Origin of the sequence: Rhodococcus sp. 06-470-2 (genome assembly GCF_002258235.1) — a bacterium.
In the GTDB taxonomy this organism is placed as follows: domain Bacteria; phylum Actinomycetota; class Actinomycetes; order Mycobacteriales; family Mycobacteriaceae; genus Rhodococcoides.
In genome coordinates this window covers 697,038-719,916 of sequence record NZ_NOYB01000010.1, presented here as the reverse complement: position 1 = coordinate 719,916, position 22,879 = coordinate 697,038, and the positions used below count along the sequence as shown (strand labels likewise).

12 protein-coding genes are annotated in these 22,879 nt (G+C 66.1%); all 12 read right to left on the bottom strand.

The genetic code is table 11. The annotated features are described in order from the left end of the window. Nucleotides 1–13 precede the first annotated feature (13 nt). A complete protein-coding gene (locus CH276_RS06745; protein WP_094630437.1) occupies nucleotides 14–907 on the bottom strand; it encodes a siderophore-interacting protein in 894 nt (297 codons plus the stop codon). A gap of 83 nt (nucleotides 908–990) precedes the next feature. Further along, nucleotides 991–1,797, bottom strand: coding sequence for an ABC transporter ATP-binding protein (locus tag CH276_RS06740; protein ID WP_094630436.1), 807 nt, complete (start codon nucleotides 1,795–1,797; stop codon nucleotides 991–993). Further along, nucleotides 1,794–2,858, bottom strand: coding sequence for a FecCD family ABC transporter permease (locus CH276_RS06735; RefSeq protein ID WP_094630651.1), 1,065 nt, complete (start codon nucleotides 2,856–2,858; stop codon nucleotides 1,794–1,796). Before CH276_RS06735 ends, CH276_RS06740 begins: the two co-directional genes overlap by 4 nt. Continuing rightward, nucleotides 2,858–3,922 (bottom strand): iron chelate uptake ABC transporter family permease subunit, encoded by a 1,065-nt coding sequence (locus CH276_RS06730; RefSeq protein ID WP_094630650.1) that lies wholly within the window; start codon nucleotides 3,920–3,922, stop codon nucleotides 2,858–2,860. Before CH276_RS06730 ends, CH276_RS06735 begins: the two co-directional genes overlap by 1 nt. Before the next feature lie 5 nt (nucleotides 3,923–3,927). Further along, nucleotides 3,928–5,199, bottom strand: a complete 1,272-nt coding sequence (locus CH276_RS06725) for a lysine N(6)-hydroxylase/L-ornithine N(5)-oxygenase family protein (protein ID WP_045196691.1) — start codon at nucleotides 5,197–5,199, stop codon at nucleotides 3,928–3,930. Beyond that, on the bottom strand, nucleotides 5,196–5,612 hold the full coding sequence (gene panD, locus CH276_RS06720; protein ID WP_032395938.1) for an aspartate 1-decarboxylase: 417 nt from the start codon (nucleotides 5,610–5,612) through the stop codon (nucleotides 5,196–5,198). The genes CH276_RS06725 and panD overlap by 4 nt, the downstream gene beginning before the upstream one ends. Further along, nucleotides 5,612–6,958 carry a salicylate synthase gene (locus CH276_RS06715; RefSeq protein WP_094630435.1) on the bottom strand — a complete coding sequence of 449 codons (1,347 nt, stop codon included), beginning with the start codon at nucleotides 6,956–6,958 and terminating at the stop codon, nucleotides 5,612–5,614. The genes panD and CH276_RS06715 overlap by 1 nt, the downstream gene beginning before the upstream one ends. Nucleotides 6,959–7,063: 105 nt before the next feature. After that, on the bottom strand, nucleotides 7,064–8,956 hold the full coding sequence (locus tag CH276_RS06710) for a siderophore-interacting protein (protein ID WP_094630449.1): 1,893 nt from the start codon (nucleotides 8,954–8,956) through the stop codon (nucleotides 7,064–7,066). Between the two features lie 65 nt (nucleotides 8,957–9,021). After that, entirely contained in the window at nucleotides 9,022–10,095 is a 1,074-nt protein-coding gene (locus CH276_RS06705; RefSeq protein WP_254924184.1) for an ABC transporter substrate-binding protein, read from the bottom strand. 80 nt (nucleotides 10,096–10,175) lie between these two features. Further along, complete coding sequence (locus CH276_RS06700) at nucleotides 10,176–17,819, bottom strand: non-ribosomal peptide synthetase (protein ID WP_094630433.1); 7,644 nt, start codon at nucleotides 17,817–17,819, stop codon at nucleotides 10,176–10,178. Continuing rightward, nucleotides 17,820–21,182: a non-ribosomal peptide synthetase gene (locus CH276_RS06695; RefSeq protein ID WP_094630432.1), complete on the bottom strand. Its 3,363-nt coding sequence runs from the start codon at nucleotides 21,180–21,182 to the stop codon at nucleotides 17,820–17,822. Beyond that, nucleotides 21,179–22,873 carry an AMP-binding protein gene (locus tag CH276_RS06690; protein WP_176459132.1) on the bottom strand — a complete coding sequence of 565 codons (1,695 nt, stop codon included), beginning with the start codon at nucleotides 22,871–22,873 and terminating at the stop codon, nucleotides 21,179–21,181. The genes CH276_RS06695 and CH276_RS06690 overlap by 4 nt, the downstream gene beginning before the upstream one ends. Between the last annotated feature and the right edge of the window lie 6 nt (nucleotides 22,874–22,879).

The following is a 22,879-nucleotide window of genomic DNA, read 5'->3' as shown; positions in this document are numbered from 1 at the left end:
AAGTTCTGCTCACCTACAGTCCTACACGTTCCAGCAGCGCATCGAATGCTTCGCTGGCTTCCTGCTCCGAGCGGCCGGATTCGATGACGCCGTTGTACACCGCCAGCGCCTCCTCCTGATACTGCTTGTACTTCTCGAGCCACTTCTCGGAGTCGGCACGCCAATATCCGATGATGTCGAAGTACGCGATGTCGTAGCCCAATTCCTTGCGGAAGTACTTGCGCACCCGACGCGAGGACGACGCCTCGCCGGCGAACCACACGTAGCCACGTCCCTCGGGCAATGGGTACGCCAGCACCGAGTCGTCGAGAACGCTTGCGCTGTCGCCGTTTCCGGATCCGATACGCCAATCGAACGTCACGTCGGCGGGGGTCTCGAAGGATTGGATGTCGCCGCGCTCGAGCACCTCGACGATCGCGTGCGCACGCGTTCCGGCGGGCAACTGCTCGACGAGACGACCGAGTGCGGGCAACCCGGTCATGTCCGCGACCAACAGCAGCCATTCGACGTCGGCGGGCGGTGAGTACCAGGAGCGCGGGCGGGTGAACAGCACCGTCTGCCCCGGGGCGGCCTGCTGGGCCCAGGTCGATGCGACACCGCCCTCGTGTGCGAAGAAGTCGATGGTCAGCTCACCGCGCTCCTCGTCGAGGCGGCGAATGGTGTAGTTGCGTCCTTCGGGAGCGTCGTCGAGACCGTGGAACCACCAGAGACCGTCGACCTCGGTCATCGGCGGCGGGATCACTTCGCCTGCCCTGGGGAAATAGACTCCGACGCATTCGTCGGGCACCCCGAGCGTGCGGTAGCCGGCGACGTGCTCGCCGCCGAAGGTCACACGCACCATGTGCACCGTGAGTCGTTCCACCGCAACGACGTCGGCGTAGTGGAAGCCACGCGGTTGTTCACTCATCTTCGTCCTCGATACATATCTCGACGTCACTCCTGCGAGAAACCCTCAGGGCCGACTCGGGGCCGTTCTCCCTCAACTTTAAACTAAGCCTTGCCTAGCCTGCGACCGACCACCTTGGGGATCACCAGCGGAGTGTGCGATTCCGGATCGTCGATGATGCGGCACGGCAGCCCGAAGACCGCCTCGACCAGCTCGGCGGTGACGACGTCGGCGGGCGCGCCCTCGGTGACCACTGCGCCGTCCTTCATCGCGATGATGTGGTCGGCGTACCGGCAGGCGTGGTTGAGGTCGTGCAGCACGGCGACGAGAGTGCGGCCGTTCTCGCGGTTCAGAGTGGCCAACAGGTCGAGCAGTTCGATCTGGTGGGCGATGTCGAGAAAGGTGGTCGGTTCGTCCAACAGCAGCAGCGGTGTCTGCTGCGCCAGAACCATTGCCACCCAGACGCGTTGCTGCTGTCCGCCGGACAGTTCGTCCACCGGACGAGCCGACAGCGATGTCACTGCCGTTGCGTTCATGGCCTCGATCACCGCAGCCTCGTCCACCGCCGACCACTGCCGGATCAACTTCTGATGCGGATAACGGCCCCGCGCAACGAGATCGGCCACCGAGATCCCGTCGGGCGCGATGGAGGTCTGCGGAAGCAGGCCGAGGCGTCGGGCAACTTCTTTCGCGGGATACGACGAGATCGCCTTCCCGTCCAGCAGAACGGTTCCGTGCGTCGGCTTCAGCAGCCGCGAGAGCGCCCGCAGCAGAGTCGACTTACCACAGGCATTCGGTCCCACGACGACGGTGAACTTGCCGTCGGGAATCTCGACGGTCAGGTTCTCGCTGATGACGTTGCTGTCGTATCCGACCGTGATCTCGTCGGTGTGCAATCGAGGCTTCGTCACTGCTTCCTGCCTTCCCGCGCCAACAACCACACGAAGTATGCGCCGCCGACCGATACGGTCACCACACCCACCGGCAGCTGGGTGGGAGCGAACACGCGCTGCGCGACAACGTCGCTCACGACCAGCAGCAGCGCTCCCATGCACGCGGCAGGCATCAGCGCCACCGACGAGGTGCCGGTGAGGCGGCGAGCCAACTGCGGCGCGGCGAGCGCGATGAAGGAGATGGGTCCCGCGGCCGCGGTGACCATCGCGATCAACGCGACACCCAGAAACACCAGCATCAGACGGGTCGGCTCGGCGCGCACGCCGAGCGCCCTCGCCGCGTCGTCCCCCATCTCCAGCATCGGCAGCCGACGCGAGAGCACCGCCGAGCACGACGCGATGACGACCGACACTGCCAGTACAGGCCCTACCTGCGACCACCCCAGCCCGTTCAGGGTGCCCGCACCCCACACGGCGGCCGCGATGGCGTCGTCCAGATCGGCCCTGATCACCAGCCAGGTGTTGACGGAGGCCAGCACGGCGCTGACCGCGATCCCGACGATGATCAACCGAAAGCCCTGCACCCCGCGCCGGTACGCGAGCAGGTAGACCACGGCGGCCGTTGCGAGTCCGCCGACGAGCGCGCCTGCTCCGGTCCGGTAGTAGCCACCACCGAGAGTGAGGATGACGACGAGCGCGCCGGTGTAGGAACCGGTACCGAACCCGATGATGTCCGGGCTGCCCAACGGATTTCGCGTCAAGGATTGAAAGACCGCGCCCGATACACCGAGGGCGCCACCGAACAGGAAGGCCAGTGCCACTCGGGGAAACCGCCACTCCATCACCACGATCTCGGTCAGGCGTGGCGCATCGCCGAACACTGCGGCGAGCACCTCGTTCGGCGGAATGTAGAGGTCGCCGGTACCGACGGCGACGATGGAGACCACCGCCGTCACGGCAAACAGGGCCGCGCAGACGCCCACCGTTCGGATGCCGATGCGGCCGTCCACTCGATCCCGCACTCGCACGACCCACAACTTTCGGCCGAAATCGATGTTGCCGCCGCGTTGCTCACCGATCACAGTCCGCTCGCCTTCTTCCGGCGAACCAGCACGATCAGCACCGGTGCGCCGACGAACGCGGTGACGATACCGACCTGCAGCTCCCCCGGCCTGATGACGATGCGGCCGACCACGTCCGAGAGCAGCAGCAATCCCGGTGCCGCGAACACCGTGTAGATCAGAATCCAACGCTGGTCCGGTCCGACGATCCAACGCACCATGTGCGGGATCATCAGTCCGACGAATCCGATGGGCCCGGCCGCCGCCGTCGCGGCTCCGGCGAGCAGAGTCACAGCGACGACGCCGACGATTCGCGTCCGAACCACGTTCGCTCCCAGTGACCGGGCCAGATCGTCGCCGAGCGATATCGCATTGAGGGGACGAGCGATCAGGGCCGCCAGAAAGACTCCGAGCGCGATGAACGGGGCAACCTCGGACGCGATGTCCAGGCCTCGACCGGCCAACGACCCCGCGCCCCAGAACCTCATCCTGTCGAAGGCATCCGGATCGAGCAGCAGCATGCCCGAGGTGACGCCGCCCAGTACCGCACCGAGCGCAATTCCGGAGAGCGTCAAGCGAATCGGAGTGGCTCCGGCGCGCCCCAGTGACCCCAGCGCGTACACCACGATCGTTGCGAACACCGCCCCGGCGAACGCGAACCAGATGTACGAGCCGATTCCGGTGAAACCGAACACGCCGACGGCGATCGCGACGAAGAACGCGGCCCCGGCGTTGACGCCGAGAATTCCCGGGTCGGCCAGCGGATTTCGCGTCATCGCCTGAATCAGCGCACCGGCGACCCCGAGGGCGAGTCCGACGAGCAAACCCAGAACCGTACGCGGAAGCCGCAGTTCGCGGACGATCACGGATTCGGTGGATCCGTCGGCGTGTAGCAGCCCGTGCCACACCCGACCGATCGGGATGTACTCGGTGCCCACCGAAATGCTCACCAAGCACAGCGCTGCCAGAACACCCAGGACGACGAACAACCCTGCGGCCCGACGCGCATCGGTGCGAGCGAGACCACCGACTTCGGCCGGAACATCTCGCTGTTCCGGCTCGTCGCCCACGCTCGCACTCACCCGATTCACACCACCGATCGCACCCTCGCGCTCACTGCGGACTTCACGATCTCACCGCTGCGAACAGCGATGTTCGACAGCAACGACGAGGTCAGACCGTGCGTGTGCTCGGTACCGCCCTGCAGGTAGATCGAACCCGCACTCGGTTCGCGCGTCACGAGTCGGTAGTCCCGCGTCACGCGAGGACCGCGGGAGTCGTATTCGACGGCGTCGAACAGCGGACCGAGGATCTCGGGTAGATCGAGGGACGTGAAGCCGGTGGCATAGACGACAGCGTCGCACAGTATGTCCTCGGCCAGACCCGTCGGGCCGTGCTCGACGGCGACCCGGACGCCGGACGGCTCCTCGACGGCGTCGACCACTCGAGATGCTCCGTGCACGAACAGCCTGCGCTGCCCGCTGACCCGCTCCGCGTACTCGCGCGAGTACAGCTCCTCGATCAGGGGCAGGTCGACGGCGGAGTAGTTGGTACCGCGGTGATACTGCAGCAGCTGCTCGCGCAGCGTGTGGGACGACGAATAGAAGTCGTCGACGGCCGTCGGATCGAAGATGCGATTGGCATAGGGGCTGTCGTCGGCGGGGCTGTACCCGTACTTGCGGAGCACCGCGTGCACGGAGGAATCGCCGTACGACGAGTGCAGGTAGTCCACCACCTCGGCCGCGCTCTGCCCGGCACCGACGACGACGAACGTGCGATGCGTCCGCGACGGCAGGCGGTCCAGGTGCCCGAGGAGATCGTGGTTGTGGAACTGCCGCGCCGACGCCGTCACCCCGTCCGGCAGGGTGGCCGTCAAACCGCCGGCGAGCACGATGTTGCGACCCCGCACGGTCCCGGTTCGTCGTCCCTCGGTTCGGACGCCGTAACCGTCACCGGTGTCGACGACGTCCACTGCCCGGGTGCCGTAGTGCACCGTCGCGTCGACCTTTCCGGCGGCCCACGTCAGGTAGTCGTGGAATTCGAGCCTGCTGGGGAAGAACGTCTGCAGGTTGATGAAGTGATTGAGTCGACCGTGCTCCGACAGGTACGCCAGAAAGGTGTACTCGCTGCCTGCGTTGCGCTGGGTCGCCAGGTCCTTGAGAAACGAGATCTGCATCGTCGTCCCCGGCAACAACATGCCGGGGTGCCAGGCGAACTCGTCCTTGGACTCGACGAAGCAGGCCGTCAACCGTTCTGTGGGAGCGCAGGTTCGGTTGTGCTCCTCGATCGCGATGGCCAGTCCCAGATTGGAGGGCCCGAATCCGACGCCGACGATGTCGTAGTTCTCGTGCGACGTCATCGAACGCTCGCCCCCGACATCTGATCGACGGCACCCGGAACCGGCTCGGACGGGTCGACTCCGAGAGCGACGATCTCGTTGGCAGAATCGACGTGCACCACCGACGGGGTGTGCGAGGACAGCTCGGAGTCTTCCACCTGTCGGAACGACATGATGATCACCAGATCACCTGGAGACACCAGATGCGCTGCTGCGCCGTTGATTCCGATGACACCGGAACCGGGGTGCCCTTCGATCACATACGTCACCAGGCGCGCTCCGTTGGTGATGTCGACGACGTGAACCTGTTCGCCCTCGATCAGGTCGGCGGCGTGCATCAAAGTGGAGTCGATGGTGATCGAACCGACGTAGTGCAGGTCGGCGTGAGTGACAGTGGCGCGGTGGATCTTTCCACCCAACATGGTGCGATGCATCAGGCGTCTTCCTCCTTCTTACGGACGAGATACGGGGCGACGCTGCCGAGTTTCTCGCAGGTTTCGTCGAATTCACGATCGGGAGTCGACTGGCCGACGATGCCGGCACCGGCACGCAGCCATGCCGATCCGCGCTGTTCGTACACAGCTCGAAGCACCAGCGCCGCTTCGAGTTCCCCCGCGGACGACGCCTTCACGACGGCCCCGGAGTACAGGCCGCGAGGCGGGTCGTCGAGCCGCCCTATCGCCTCGATGGCCTCACGTTTGGGAATGCCCGATGCCGTGACGGCCGGGAACAGTGCCCCGAAAGCGTCCCAGCAGGACAGGTCGTCACGCAGACGTGCCCGCACGGTCGACGCGAGGTGCTGGACGCTTCCGCGCTCTCGCACACTCATGAAGTCCGACACGGCGGTCGACCCGGGTCGTGCGATCGATTCCAGCTCCTCGAACGAGGTACGAACGGACACAGCGTGTTCGGTGATCTCCTTGGGATCCTGCTCGAGATCGGATTTCGCTGCGGAGTCGGCATCGGAACCCAAGCCGAAGGCCCGCGTGCCTGCCAACGGTTCGGTGGTGACCACACCACGTGCGTCGACGGACGCAACCAGCTCCGGGCTGAAACCCGAGGCACGTAGGTCACCGAGGTGCAAAAGGAACGAGCGAGCCGGAGTGTTCGCTGCTCGCCCCGCCCGGTAGGTACCGGGCATGTCCAGATCGAACGGAATACGCACCGTGCGAGAGAGAATGACCTTGGCGTACTCACCTCGGTGAATCTCTGCAACAGCTTGCGCCACCCGACCGCGATAGTCGTCGAGGTCGCCGCCGACATCGAGCGGGTGGACCGTCGGTGGCTCGTCGACGGAGGCGGCGGTGAGTACGGCGAACACCGCGGCGCGGTCCTCCTCGGTCCCGGTGACCTCGATATCGTCGCAGTCATGTCCGAATCGGACCTCGACTCGCGGCACGACCAAATGGGCGAGCACCTCGTCGGACTCGGACTCGGCGACGGCGTCGTGCAGGTGGGCTGCGAACCCGAATCCGACGTAGCCGTACGCATTCCAGGATTCGCGAGTGAGACCGTCGCAGGCCTCACGCAACGCCGCCGCCGGGTTGCCGGACCACCGACGCACCGTCGGTGCCCCGCTCCCCCACGTTGTCGTGACGACATCCGGTTGCAGGACGATGCGAGCGACCACGCCACCCGCGAACACCCAGCGTCCTCTGTCCTCGTACACGACGTACTCGTCGAACAAGCCGGACTCGGCCAACGTGACCACCGTCTGCAACCCGCGCTGCAGGATGGTCGTATCGGCCGTGCCCGACGCCGTTTCTTCGACAACGGTCATGTGTATGTGCACTCCTGACGGTGAATCGGTCCGAGACCGCGCATCGCGCGCAACCGACATGCCGAGAGCATCGCCGCGCGCCTTCAGTAGGCAACGCTAACCTAACTAGGCCTCGCGCACAACGGCTTCGGACGCACGCCGCAGGTCGAGTACGGCGATGCCCCAACCGACCAGTCGAGACGCGGTCACCGTCAGTCCCGCCGCGGCTGCCACCGAGTCGAACTCGGCTCTGGTTCGCACTCCGCTGCCGTGCATGCACAGCATCAGCAGATCGAACTCGGCCTGGTCCTCGTTGATCGACTGCTCGTCCGACAGCCGTTCCACCACAATCAGTTTGCCGCTCTCGGAGACGCCCGATGCGGCACTCGCCAGCAGCAACGCCAGATCGTCGTCGCGGTAGTGCCCGGTGACCTCGAGCAACAGATACGCGTCGAATCCACCGGCCGGGGTCGTACGCGGTTCGGACACGACGCTCTGAGCGCACTCGGTCACGCGCGCCGGAAGTTCCGGCCTCGTCTGCAGATCACGTCGGACGAGGTCGAGCTCGCTCGGCAATCCGAGAACGGTTGCCGATATCGCGTCGTGGGCCGTCAGGATCGAGCCGAGCACCACACCGGAGGCCGCACCGGTCACCGCCAGCGTCGACACGTCGTCGAACGAATAGTCCTGCACGAGGGCCGGACCGAGGAACGCAGCCTCGTCGGCGATGTGGTTGTGATGCAGTTCGGTCAGCCGGGACGAACCTGCGAGGTCCTCACTCAACGTCCTGCCGGTGAGCAGGCTGGCGCTGGCACCGCCGGTGCGCAGGCTCTCCACGAGGCCGGTGATCGACAGTTCCACTCGCGCCTCGATTCCCTCGAGATCCAGCCAATGCGAGATCCAGTCGTCACCGAGCATGGCCTCACCGATATCGGCGAGGACCACACCGCCGTCCGAGTCCTCGCCGAGCACGTCGACGGCCCGCAGATAGCGGACGAATTTTGCCAAGGCTCGCACGTCGGTGCCGGTGACCGTCGCCAGCTCACCAACGGTGCGTACGCCGCGCGAGACATGCAGCGGGATGCGCAAGGTGTTGGCCGCTCTGATTGCGAAGGGCGAGAACAACTCCGCACGTTCGGCGAGCCTGTCGAACGGCTCGGATTCGCGGGCGGTCAGATCGGGAACTTCCGGATCGTCCGTGCGAGTGAGAACCTCTGCGCGACGCCAGTATCCGGTGACCTCGACCATTTCGGGCGGTAGGGCGCGATCCTCCCGCAGGTATCGCCTGATGCCCTTGAGGGCTGTGGATTCGCCTGCGACCCAGGCGAACACGGTTCCGTCCCACCAGGGCGCTCTGCGCACGGCCGTTTCGAGCAGATCCCCGGTGCCTGCAACTGCGCCGTCGCGGTGGAGCCAGGTGATCTCGGCGTCGGCGGCCGTCGGCAGCGGTAGTTCTCGCTCGGCGTCGGCCACCTCGACGAACACCCGGATTCGCTCCCCAGCCGCGGCCTCGTCGAGATAGCGAGCAACGGCAGGCAACGCTGTCTCGTCGCCGACGAGCAACACCCAATCCACCTCGGCGGGTGCATGACCCGACCGCACCGGACCGAGCAGCGGGATGGAGTCACCCACCGAGCAGCGACGCCCCCACGTCGATGCAATTCCGGTGTCGTGGGTGACGAAATCGAGCGTCAGTTCCGCACTGTCGGTATCGACGCTGCGCACGGTGTAGTTGCGAGTAACCGGCCGCGGGTCGCGCGGCCACTCCACCGTGCGCTCGTGCTGGACGGGCAGCGCCATCGTGCCCATGTCGTCGAGAGGAAAGAACAGGCGAACGAAATCGTCGAATCCCTCACTGCGCAGCGCCGGGAACTCGAATCCGTCACGCGTGAACTCACGCAGCTGCGGCCCACCCAACACGATCCTGCGCATTCCAGGACCGAGTTGCCGCGTGTCGATCACGGTGGCCGTACGGATGACTTCGGGAAAGACGACCTGAAGTCGGTGGGACCTTGCCACGGTGAAACACGCTCCTTCTCGGATGAATGCACGTCTGCGGTGCGTCGGGTGGGCCTGCGCTCGGATCAGCCCTGGACGTTCTCGGCGGCGGTGTTCAGCGCCGATGCCACGTCATCGAGGATGTACGGAATGGTGAGCACCGTCAGGCCGCCGAACGCGAAGTTCTTGTCTGCACTGAGGTTCTCGGTCGATGCAGTGCGCCCCTGCGCCAGCACGGGCTGCGAGGCCACGGCCGGTTCGACGAGGAAGGCACCCAGCGATTCCTTGTCGTAGGCGACGACGAACAACACATCCGACTTCAGCAGCGAGGCCTGCTCGAGGCTGAGCTCGAAGTACACGGCATCGGGATCCTCGACCGGGTCGGCCTCCTGGATAGTGGGCTCGTTGACCAGACCGAGCTGTTCGAGGAACTCGACGCGCACGTCGTCGTCCTTGCTGACGGCGAACGTGCCGGGCGCGTTGGGCAGCGCGATGGTGACCGTCTTACCCTTCAGCGCCGGATATTTCGCAGCCGCGTCGGCGATGGAACCCTCGACTCCGGACACCAGATCGGCGGCCTCCTTCTCCTTGCCCAGGGCCTTGCCCGCGATGGTCAGCTGGTCCTCCCACGAGGTGGTCCACTGCTCGTCCGGGTACGCGACGACCGGCGCGATGTCGGAGAGCTGGTCGAACTCCTCCTGGGTCAGTCCCGAGTACGGGGCGAAGATGAGATCGGGGGCGGCGGCGGCGAACTGCTCGACCGGGACCGCGCCGGTTCCGTCACCGGAGAGCAGCGTGGGTGTTTCGCCGCCCAGGTCGGCGAGCGCCTTCGCGTCCCACTGCAGAATGCCGCGGTCGTCCGCTCCGTACTGAGCGCCGTCGAAGGTCGGCATGGCGACGGGCACGACACCGAGGGCGAGAATGGCGTCCTGGTTGGACCAACCCCAGGTGGCGATCCGCTCGGGTGCCTCGGGGATCGTCGCGGATCCGAGTGCGGAATCGATGGTGACCGGGAATGCCGATTCCTGCGCAGCAGTCGTGGATTCGGCTGTGGGTGCCTCGTCGGTACTACCGCTGCACCCGGCGGCGAGGGCGATGGTCAGCCCTCCGGCGAGCGCGATCGACGCGGCGCTCCTCATCCACTTCGTACGAACCTTCATCGTTGCTCGGTACCTCTCGACTCGACCACGCGCTTCGGCGTCCAACACCCGACCGGGTGAGGCGACTGACAAGGTAACACTTATGAGGTAACCCTTGCCTCACTAGGAGCATCAGCAGTGAGTATTCGGCACGTGGCCGACAACGCGTCGTGCCACAGCCCTGCGAGTTCCTCGACACCGGACAGCACCCCCTCCGGCCAGCTCATCGTCACACCCAGCACGGACGAGCCACGGAGGTCGTGGATGTAACTGTCCACGATCAACGCGTAGCCGCAGGGGGTGTTCACCCCGGGGGTCGAGTCGAGGCTGCTGCGCAGCCGACTGGCGCCGAACGGCCCGTCGGTTGTCGCGTCGAAACGACCTAGGTAGTTGAATTCGATGTCTGCACCGGGTGTTCCGCGCAGAGTCTCGCCGGCGTCGCCGCCCATCCACCGCAACAGTCCATAGGTCGATCCATCTCCCGGCACCGAGTCCCTGGACGCCTTGGCGGCGGTTGTCAGTTCACGCAGAACGGACTCTGCCGCAGGGAGATTCCCCTCGTGCGCGGTCAAGGTGCGGTGATCCCGAGGCTTCGCGGTCAGACGGAGCGGGAACACCGCAGTGAGCCATCCGACCACGGCCGAGCCGTCCACTCGGTCGGAGGCCACTCCCGAGCGTCCGTGACCTTCGACATCGACGACGAACGACTGCGGGTCCACCGCATCGGGATTCGTCCAGTGTGCCGCTGCCGCAGCGAAAGTCGCCAACAGCAGGTGTTCGACGGAGACTCCGAGGTGAGTACGAGCCGCCGATATCAGCCCTGCACTCTCGTCCTCCGACAGGGCGAAGAGAGTGGTACGCACGCGGGCACCGGTGTCGATCGACGGGTCGAGTGGCCGCGTCGACGGAATCTGCGCCGCTCCGTCACCGATGCTCGCCCAGTAGTCGAGATCGGCGAGCACCTCGGGCGAGTCTGCGAGACTGCGCATCTCGTACGCCCACTGCCGCATCGACGGACCGACGGGGTTTCGCTCGACGGCGGCCTGCGTCCAGCAACCGACCAGATCGGGCAACAGTATCCGCCAACTCACTCCGTCGACCACGAGGTGATGCAGCGTGATCAGCAGCTCTCCCGACGACGCGGGATCGCGTCCGTGCCGCAGCCACACGACATCGACCATCCTCGCCGCGGCCGGATTCAACCGCGCACGTGCAGAACGTGATTCGGCAGCGACCCGATCCGCCGGCTCGGACTCGGTCGTTCCGTCGCAATCCTCGATGCGAATCCACTCGGTCACATCGGCGGTGCCGTCCGGCAACACCGTGAAGCCGGACTCCGAACCCGGGCTCCGCTGGAATCGAGAATGCAGAATCGGATGCCGAGCAACGAGGCGGACGAGGAGCTGCGTCAGCGAGTCCTCGGTGAGCGACGCCGGAGCATCGAGCAACACCGCCTGCGAGATCTCGTCGATGGGCCCGTCGAGTGCGTCCATCCACCGGACGATCGGTGTCAGCGGAACGTCCCCGTAGGGGCCGACAGCAGGGGTTGCGTTCGACGGTTCGCTCGACTCGAGCTGACCTGCAATGGTTTCCGGCGTACGGAGCGACACGATGTGCCGCGGTGACACCCCGACGCCGGCCGATCGGAGCCTCGCGGACAGCTCCATCGCCATGATGCTGTCGCCGCCCAGATCGAAGAAATCGTCGTCGGCACCGACCTGGGGCAGGTGCAACACCTCGGCCACGGCAGCGCAGATCCGCCGCTCGGCATCGGTACGTGGAGCACGCCCGGTCCGTATCGAGAACACGGGCTCGGGCAACGCGGAGGCATCGACCTTGCCGTTCGGCAACAGCGGAAAAGCATCGAGCACGGTCAGTGACGCCGGCACCATGTACGACGGCAGCAGAGCCCGCAACCGGGCACGGGCAAGATTCGTGTCGAGCTCGCGATCCGACGCCGCAACCAGATACCCGGCGAGCGTGGCGTTCCCGGTATCGGCACCTCGGACCACCACTCGCGCGTCGGCGACTGCGTCGAGGTCGCGCAATCGAGCCTCGACCTCCCCCACCTCCACTCGGTGGCCACGAATCTTGACCTGATCGTCCGAGCGGCCGCCGTATCGCAGCGCAGCGTTCTCGGTCCACGCCACGAGATCTCCGGTCCGGTACAACCGCGTGCCGTCCGCAGCGAAGGGATCGGCAACGAAGCGGTGAGCCGTACGCCCCGGTGCGTGCCGGTAGCCCCGCGCGACTCCGGGACCGGCCAGGTAGAGCTCGCCGAGCACGCCGGGCGGGACCAGCCGCAGATTGCGGTCCAGCACATATGCCCGCATGTTGGTCACCGGCCTACCGATCACCGGCTCGCTCACCAGTTCGGTGGAGGTGTACACCGCATCCACCGTCGCCTCGGTCGGGCCGTAGAAGTTGTAGGCCACCAGGGTTTCACTGGTGCGCAGTCGATTCCACAAGTCCGCAGATACCGCTTCTCCGCCGACCCCGACCGTGGACAGCGTGTCGATCGATCCCACTCGCATCATCTGCTCGAGCAACGACGGCACGACCTCGACGAAGTCCGCCGACAGCTCCGTCAGCCGGGCTGCCAGTTCCACCGGGTCGAGGACGGTCCCCGGATCGATCAGATGAAGTGTGTGACCGCCGAACAGCCACAGCTGCGGTTGCCAGGACGCGTCGAAGGCCATCGACCACGCGTGCGCAACGTTCAGTGTGGGCCTGCCCGCGCGAGCGATCGCCGGAGTGTGCACGTTCTCGCGGTGCGAGTGGTACAGATTGGCCAGGCCTCGATGCGAGACCAGAACGCCCTTGGGCACACCCGTCGTACCGGAGGTGTAGATCGTGTACACCGGATGATCGGGATGCAACGATGCCCGACGCTCCGCATCGGTCACGGCGACGGAATCCGTGGACGACGGCTGCAGCGCCGCAACGGAATCCGTGGTCACCGTAACCACCGGCTGTGCTTCGTCGAGGATCTGGCGAGTACGCTCGACCGGCCAGTTCGGATCCATCGGCAGGTAGGCAGCCCCCGACTTCATCACGCCGAGGATCGCTGCCATCGTCGTCGCCGTGCGCGGGGCCTCGACGGCCACGATGTCCTCGGCGCCGATTCCGGATCCGATGAGCGATCGTGCAATTCGATTGGACACGCGATCCAACTCCGCGAACGTCCACACCGTGGTGTCGTCCTGAACAGCGATCGAATCGGGCTGCTGCGCAACACGATCGGTGAACAAGTCGACCATTGTTCCGTCAGGGTAGGCGCGCTCGATGCCGGCGCACTCCGAGGTCAGCCGAGCCGCCGTCGACTCGTCCACGAGGGACACCGACGCGATGGGCGGGTCGCCCGGCTCGGCGAACGTTCGAAGCACTGCCGTCATGGCCGACGCCACCGCATGTGCGCGCTCCGCCGACACGGCGTCGCTGCGGTATTCGAGCACCAGCCGCAGTCTTTCGCCGGGGAACACCGTCAACGTCAGTGGGTAATGAGTCACCGTATGGAACCGGGCGACCGAGACCGAGAAGTCCTCCGAGTCGATACCGTTCGTTTCGGCGGTGGCGAAGTTCTCGAACACCACGAGGGTGTCGAACAGTGTCCCCCGGCCGACTGCCTTCTGGATGTCCGACAGGCCGACGTGATGATGCGCGGCAACGGCGATGGAGAACTCGCGCAGGCCCGCGAGAATCGACGACAGGGTGGCATCGCGACCGACCGCGGCGCGCACCGGGATGGTGTTGATGAACAACCCGACCATGTCCCCGACACGGTCCAGGTCCGTCGGGCGGCCGGATACCGTCGACCCGAACACGACCGATTCGCTGTCGGTGAAGGACGACAGAACCACGGCCCATGCCGCATTGATCAGCTCGCTCGCCGTCACCGATCGCCGACGGGCGGAGTCGGTGAGGCGAGCAGTGTCGTCGGCATCCCAGCCGATCTCGATCTCCCGAACCTCGGACCGGTCGTTCGAGGTCAGCGGTGCGGACGGCGCGATGGTCGTGGGAGCGACGTCCGGGCCGAGCGCCTCGCGCCATACATCGATCGACGAGTCGTCCCGACGCGACAGCCACTGCAGGTAGTCGTCGAACGGAGCCGGAGCCGGTAGATCTCGGCCTCGGTACAGCATGAACAACTCGGTGCCGACGGTCCCCATGGACCACCCGTCGACGAGCAGATGGTGCACGGTCAGCACCACACGGTGCAGCTGTTCTCCGCAGTCCAGCACGAGAACTCGCACGAGCGGATCGTGCTCGATATCGAAGGTACGGCGATCCTCTAGCACCGATGCGCGCGCCGAGTACGAATCCGGATCGTCCACCGCGTGCCTGACGACCTGCACCCGACCCGCATCACGGACGGCGACGGTGGTCCCCGTACTCAGCGTGAGAAAGCGTGAGCGCAGAGCAGGATGACGATCGAACAGCGCGTCCAGCGCGGCGTCGAGTCGATCGGTGCGTAGCTCGCCGCGCACCTCGAACTCGGTGGCGATGACGTAGATCTCCGCGACGCCGTCCCCGGCGGCAACGGACTGGAATGCCAGACCCTGCTGCAGCGGAGTCGCCGGACGTGCGAGATCGGCGTCGACACCGAGTCGGCTCAGTTCGGCCAGATCGTCTGCATCGAGCAACGGGGTAGTGCTGTCGGGTTCCGCTGCGCCGACGGCACATTCGGCCTGTCGGGCTCGTCGGACGAGTCCGGAGACGGTACGGCATTCGAAAACGTCCGCCGTGGTGATGGCCAACCCGGCTCCCCGCGCGTGATACACGAGCGTGATGGCGGTGATGCTGTCGCCGCCGAGTGCGAAGAAGTCGTCGTCGACGCCGATGGACTCGGCACCCGCACGAGTGGCGTCGACGAAAAGGCCGACGAGGCAACGCTCGTCGTCGGTGGCAGCTGCACGTGAGCGGCTGGGTTCGCTGTCCGGAATTCCTCTCTGTACCAGAGCGATCCGGTCCGTCTTGCCGTTGGGAGTGTTCGGCAGTCGGTCGAGCGGCACCCAGAACGTCGGCACCAGGTAGTCGGGTACACGGGCGCGCAGAGCGTCGCGTACTGCCGCGGTATCGACACTCTCGGGGGTCAGGTAAGCAACGAGCACGGTCGCGCCTGCGCTGTCCGTCACCGCCACCACCGCGCATTCGTTCACGGATTCGCTGTCGGCCGTGAGGTTCTCGACCTCACCGAGCTCGACGCGATGTCCCCGGACCTTGACCTGCCTGTCGTCGCGTCCCAGGAATTCCAGCGCTCCGTCGTCGACGATGCGGGCGCGGTCACCGGTGCGATACATTCGCCCACCGTCGACGCGAGGGTCCGCGACGAAGCGAGCCGCGGTGTCCGCAGGCCTGCCGGCGTACCCGCGGGCAAGTTGGGCTCCCGAGACGTAGATGTCGCCGCCGACGCCCGTCCGTACCGGGAGCAAGCGGCCGTCGAGCAACCCGAGGACCGTGTTGTTCACTGCCGTTCCGATGACCGTCGGATCACCTGCGACGCGATGCACCGCGACGTCCCCGGCCACCTCGGACGAGCCGTAGGAGTTGTGTACCGAGGCGTGGGGCGTGGCGTGTCCGATGGCGTCGATCGTGCTGCTGGTCAACGGCTCTCCGCTGAGTATCCAACCGGTCAGCGAACGGCATTCCGGCGTCGAGGTGGTTGCCAATGCCGCAGCGAGTGACCCCACGGCGGTGATCTGCTCGGCACCGGATCGATCGAGGAGCGCAGCCAACGCGCCCGCGTCGGCGTACTCGTGGTCCTGCGCCAACACCACTCGTTGACCCGCGAGGATTCCGGTGAGCAGTTCCGTGGCCCCGTCGATGAACGACAGCGAGCTCTTGGCAATCCGACTCGTGGGTCCGCCCCATCGCTCGGTCGCCCAGTGCAGGCGATTGGCGAGCGCGTTCCTCGAGCCGAGCACACCCTTGGGTGTACCTGTCGAACCCGAGGTGTAGACGAGATATGCCCCGCAGTCGCCCGGAATGCTCAGGGCGAAGGGTTCTTCCACCGCCCCCGTAGCCGAACTCGAACGGGTTCTCGTCGCGGTCTCGAGTTCGGCCAGCGCGGCAGGTGTGGCGTCGTCGACCAACAGGATGTCGTGGCACGAATCCGACAACAGGTGGTCGATACGCTCGCGCGGGTAGCGAATGTCGATGGGAACGAACACCGCACCCACGTCGATGGTCGCCAGCAGCGCGGCCACCATGTCCGTACCCCTGCCGAGGGCGATAGCGACACGGCTCTCGGTCCCGACGCCGTGGGCGCGCAGGAGCGCCGACACCTCGGACACCCGAGTCCGGAGTCGGCCATACGTCGTCTCATTGTCGCCGACCACCAGCGCGATGTCCTCGCTCGACCGCGCGAACCTCTCTGCAAGGGCCGCTTCCAGCGTCGGCACCGACCGGTGTGGCCCGATGCTGTATCCCTGGCCGTCCGGGGCCGACAAGAGCTGCGGCACATCGACGTCCGGACGGCTCGTCAGTCGGTCCAGCATCTCGACGAAGGTCTCGGCGCACACCGTGGCCGAACGATGATCGACGGCTGCGTCGTCGTGCAGGACGAATGCCCACAGCGTCGGGTCGGGCCCGACGATCAGAGCCATCGGAAAACTCATGTGCGCGCCCAGTACCGTGACCTCGTCCACGACGGGGTGCTCGACGGCCGCCTCGCTCGCATTCGGGACCGGTGCCGGATAGTTCTGGTACACGACGATGGTGTCGAACAATTCACCGCCACCAATGGTTCCGGCGATGTCGGACAGGCCGAGGAATCGGTGCTCGTCCAGGTCGAGATGGTCTGCCTGTAGGCTGTCGACCACCTCTGCGACCGCCGACGTCGAATCGAACCGAAGCCGCACGGGCACGGTGTTGAGCAGCAGACCGACCATCGCCTCGGCCCCGTCCAGATCGAACGGCCTGATGGAGCTCGCCATTCCGAACGACACGTCGACTGCTCCGGTGCGAGCTGCCAGCATCGACGCCCACGCCACCTGCACCACCACGTTCGTGGTCACTCCGCGGCTCCGCGCGTAGTCGGCGACGCGTCGTCCCAGCCGGTCGTCGATGTCGAGATCGATACGGGAGGATGAATTCGCCTGTGACGGTGCGCCGTCTGCGATCAGGGTCGGAGAATCGAAGCCGTCGAGATACTTCGCCCACCGCGCCAGCGCCGCATCACGATCCTGACCGGCCGTCCAGGCCAGGTAGTCGGAAAAGTCCGGAGCAGGGGGCAGAGCAGCCGACTCCACCGATGTGTAGAGGGCGATCAATTCACGAACGAAGATGGCCTCGGACCATCCGTCCATCAAGGCGTGATGGTAGGTGATCAGTACCCGTGGCGACCGAGGATCGGTGGAGTACGCGAATCGGATCAACGGACCTTCGAAGAACGCGAATCCGGCGGACCTGTCGCGGCCCAGATGATCGTTCCACTCTCCGACGACAGGTGTCGGTTCCGGTGTCGATGCGCGCGGAACCACCCACACCAGGTCGCCGTTACGGCGCTGGCGCAGCTGCGCTTTGATGTTCGGATGACGCTCGAGCAGATGTTCGAGGGCGCGGGTGAGACGGCCGCGATCCACCGGAGCAGACAGGTCGAGCACTGTCTGCGACAGGTACGGGTCCTGTGTCGCCGCAGCAAGACTCGACTGCAGGTACATGCCGGTCTGCAGCGCCGTCAGCGGGAGGACAGCGGCGATCTTGGATTGCGAAGCGGCCGCGGTATCGGTCGTCGTCTCGGTCACTCAGATACTGCTTTCGAATTCGTCGAGCTCGTCCTGGGACAGATCCACGGTGACCGCCGCAGCAGAGACCGCAGGCCGGGCGGAGTCGTCGGTGACGAGCTCCGCACCGAACATCCGCACTGTTCGGTTGCGCATCACCTCACGCGGTGCCAGCGGTATCGAGGCCTTGCGCGCCCGCGATGCCACGGCGAGGGAGGTGATGCTGTCACCGCCGAGGGCGAAGAAATCGTCGTCGATACCCACCCGGCCGACCCCGAGAACCGCCTCGACGATCTCGCACAACATCGTCTCCACCGGTGTTCGCGGCGGCACGAACGTACCGCCGCCCGCGGCGTCGACGGCGGGCAGAGCTCGTACGTCGAGCTTGCCGTTGATCGTCATCGGAACGCGATCCAGAGCGGCGAACAGCGTGGGCACCATGTACTCCGGCAGGACGGCCGCGAGCTCGTCCCGAATGGATCCGAACAACGCGGAATGGTCCTCGCCCGCAGCGGTATCGCGGGGAACCACGTACGCGGCGAGCGCCCGGGTACCCGCGCCGATCTCCACCGCTCGCACCACCGCACCGGCAACCGCGTCGCAGTTCGTCACTGCCCGCTCGACTTCCGCGGTCTCCACGCGATAGCCGCGGATCTTGACCTGGTCGTCGGCACGGCCCAGATAGTCGAACAGGCCATCGGGCCTGATCCGCACCAGATCGCCGGTGCGGTACATCCGCTCGCCCGGCGACCAGGGATCGGCGACGAAACTGGTTGCCGTCTGCGCGTATCGGTGCAGGTAACCGCGGGCCAGACCCACACCCGACAGATGCAGCTCACCGACAGATCCCACGGGGACGGGACGTAGCCACTGATCCAGAACGTACGCGCGGGTTCCGAGGATCGGTGCACCGATCGACGGGGTGTCACTGTCTCGGGTACCTGCACCGAGCGCATTGATCGTGTACTCGGTAGGTCCGTAGAGGTTGTAGCCGACACCGCCGAGCTGCTGCCACAACGAATCGGGCACCGCTTCCCCGCCGAGGAGCACCAGCGGAATCCGATGTCCGTCGTGCTCGTTCAGCAATCCCAGGTCCAGCAGGTGCCCGGCGTACGTGGGCGTCACGTTCACCACGTCGATCAGGTTCTGCTCGCAGTATCGCGCCAATGCTTCACCGTCACGGCGTAATTCCTCGTCGCAGACATGCACCTCGTGGCCTTCGACGAGCCACAGCAGCTCTTCCCACGACATGTCGAAGGAGAACGAAACGGTGTGCGCGATCCGCAGCGTCCGATCCCCGGCCGCGGCGATGGTCGGAACGAAGATCTCGTCTCGGTGGTTGATCTGCATGTTCGTCAGACCCCGGTACGGGGTGACGACGCCTTTGGGCGTGCCGGTCGAGCCCGAGGTGTAGATGACGTAGGCCGGGTGCTCGAGGCGGCCGGGTGTCCCGGGCGCGAACGGCCCCGAGTCGAACTCCAACGGCTCGATGCGTTCCGCCAATTCGGCTGCCACGGCGGGATCGTCGACGATCATCTCGGTGGCGTCGGTCGTCAGTCCTCGGGCCTGCGTCTCGGTGGTCGTCACCAGGATCGCGGGCCGCGCGTCGGCCAACATCAGGTCGAGGCGATCGCTCGGATAGTCGAGTTCGAGGGGCAGATAGGCCGAGCCGGTGCGCAGTACCGCGAACAGCGCCACCACCATCTCCACCGACCGCGGCAGCGCGAGGGCGACGATGCGTTCCGGACCGGCACCTCGGCGCAGGAGTGCCCGTGCGCACGCACCGACGCGCGCGTCCAAGTCTCCGAACGTCACTCGTTCGGCCCCGAACACCAGCGCGGTCGCGTCGGGCACGGATGCGGCCCGGTCGGCGAGCAACTCGGCGATCGTGGAATCTCCCAGGCGCTCGAGCCTGTCGTCGAAACCGTTGTCCACGATGCTCACCGATTCGGTGGCCGGTGCCGGCCACTGCGATATCGGCAGATCGGGCTGCTCGGCAACGGTTTTCAGAGCGTTCTCGAAGGACTCGAGCAGATACCCTGCGCGATCGTCGTCCACCGAGTCGGGCAGGTACGTCACCGACAGGTTCAGCTCGCTACCCGGGTCGACGGCAATCGACACCGGGAACTCCGAGCCGTCGACGGTCGAGACGTGTCGTACCCGATGCTCCGACGGAGCACCGGTGCCGACTGCAGGACCGGCCGCGTTGCGCAGCACCAGCAGGGTGTCGAACAGCGCACCGGCACCGATCGCCTTCTGAATTCCGCCGAGACCGAGGGTGTCGTGTGCCATCAGATCCAGGCGCTGATCCTGCACTCGCGCAGCGATGCTCGCGACGGTGTCGGATCCGCCTGCCGTGACCCGGAGGGGAACGGTACTGATGAACGCGCCGATGGCATGCTCCGAGCCCGGCACCTCCATCGGGCGCCCGGCAACGGCGGTACCGAACACCACGTCGGACCGACCGGATATGCGCATGAGCACGCCGGCCCACACGGCCGCCAACACGGTGAAGAGCGTCGACCCGGATTCGCGCGCAATCGAATCCAGTCGTCCGGAGACCGCCTGCGACAGTCTCCGTTCGACGCGTCGAGGAGCCTCGTCGCCGCCCTGACCCGATTCGGCCACCAGCGTGGGCGTGTCGACATCGCCGAACCAGCGCTGCCATGCCCGCTCGGACTCGACCCGGTCGCGAGAGGCCAACCAGCGCAGATACTCCCGGTAGCCGTGATCGAGGTTCGGGCTCGCGCCGTCGTACTGTTCCAGGACACGCGAGACCAACAACGCCGAGGACCCGCCGTCGAAACACCCGAACCAATAGGTCGTCAACAGGTGATCGACACCGTCGGGAAAGTGCACGAGCGTGACCCGGAACAGTGGCGGCGCAGCGATGTCGAACGACCGCTGCCGGTCGTCGGCGAGTATCCGGTTCCACTCTTGGTCGATCTCGCTCGCCGAGCAGCTACCGAGGTCCACCACCGTCAACGGTGCCTGCACCGTCGACAGAACCACTTGCACCGGCATGCCGCCGTCGGGAGTGACGAATGCCGTGCGCAGCGCCGCAGTGGAGTCGACCACCGACTGCAGAGCACGACGAACCCTGTCGCCGTCCAGAACCCGGTTCACCTCGACCACGGTACGAACGGTGTAGAGCTCGGTGGCGTCCGCATCCACGCCGACCTGATAGACCAGCCCGAGCTGCAGCGCAGACAACGGCCATACATCTTCGACGGAGCCGAATCGTGCTTTCAGCGAACCGAATTCGGTCGATTCGAGGTCGGCGAGAGGACCGCGCTCGATCTCGGCGGTCTCGCCACCTCGGGCGCGCCGGAGCCGATCCGCCAGCAACCGGCGCTTGATGTCGTCGAGATCGGTCGCCTTCATCGAGTCGCCTGCCGTTCGGAGGATTGCGTGACGAGCAAGGACTTGTCCACTTTGCCGATTGCCGTCACGGGCAGCGACGGTCGGGTCACCACACGGTCGGGCAGCTTGAACCCCGCGCAGCCTGCGGCCGTGAGGAATGCTCGCACCTCGGCGACGGTCGGAGCGCTGTCGTTTCCAGCGCCGTCGTTCCGAGCACTGTCGTTCGGCACGATCACGGCGCAGATGCTCTCTCCCACATCGGGATCGGGTACTCCGATCACCGCAGCTCGGGCAACTCCGGGATGGGTGAGCAGGAGATCCTCGAGCTCGTCGGCCGCGACGTTCTCCCCGTTGCGGGTGATGACGTCCTTGATCCGGCCGGTGACGACCAGGTGACCGGAAGGCAATCGTCGAACCTGATCTCCGCTGCGGTAGAAACCGTCGGGGGTGATGGCCGTCGTATTGTGCTCTGCCGCAGCGTAGTAGCCGTTGATGGTGTACGGGCCGCGGGTGAGCAGCTCGCCCGTCTGCCCTGCCGGGACGTCGTGACCGTCGGCGTCGACGATCCGGATCTCGTCGTGCTCGCACAGGGGACGTCCCTGGGTGCCGATCACCAGCTCCGGTGCGTCGTCGGTCCGTGTGTAGTTCAAGAGCCCCTCGGCCATCCCGAACACCTGCTGCAACCGGCACCCGAGCGACGGTTCGACGATCTTGGCGATCTCGGGTGTCAGCTTCGCTCCCCCGACCTGCAACAAGCGCAGGCTGGACAGGTCCGCCTCTTCCCAGTCCGTCGCCTCGCACCACAGATGTGTCAACGTCGGAACCAGCGCGGTGACCGTGACCCGATGCCGCTCGATCACCGCGAACACCTGATCGGGACTGGGGGTACGGGAGAACACCACTGTTGCTCCGACCCCGAGAGCACCGAGCAGACCAGGACAGGCCAGCGGAAAGTTGTGCGCGGCAGGCAGAACCGCGAGGTACACGTCCTCGGCCGTCAGCTCACAGACCTGCGCGCTGGCCCGTGCGTTGTACTCGTAGTCGTTGTGGGTACGCGGAATCAACTTCGGCAGACCCGTCGTTCCGCCGGATACCAACAGCACCGCGATATCCGCAGGGGACGCGCGCGGAAAATCCCGTGGCGTACCGACGACCTCGGACAACGGACTGTGCGAGCCGCACGATCCATCGACGAAGACGTCCCGAATGCTCGGTACCGCCGCCACTGTCTCGTCGGCGAGCGCACGGTAGTCGAACTGTCCGTCCCGGTCGGCGATCACGTACGCCACGGCCTTCGATGTGGCTGCCAGATGGATGATTTCGCGTCGGCGATGTGCGGGGAGAGTCAGTACCGGGACCGCGCCGCACTCGAGCAACGCCAGCAGTACGACCGCGAACGACACCGAATTGGGTAGTTGCACCACCACTCGATCCCCCGGCCCGATGCCGCGGTCGGCAAACCCTGCTGCGGTCGTTCGTACTCGCGAATACAGCTCGTCGTACGTCAGCTCCTCGGATTCGTCCACTACCGCGCGTCCGGAGCCGAAGCGGTGCACCCACGAGGTGAACACGTCGGGAAGTGTTGTCTCGCGCCAGAGTCCGGCGTCGAGGTACGTTCGGGCGCGGCCCCGGTCGAACGGTACGAAGTCAGCGTTGTGCTCGATGACTGGGTGCACTGTGGATTCCCGATCGTGAAAGGAGTGGGTGGGCATGTCGAT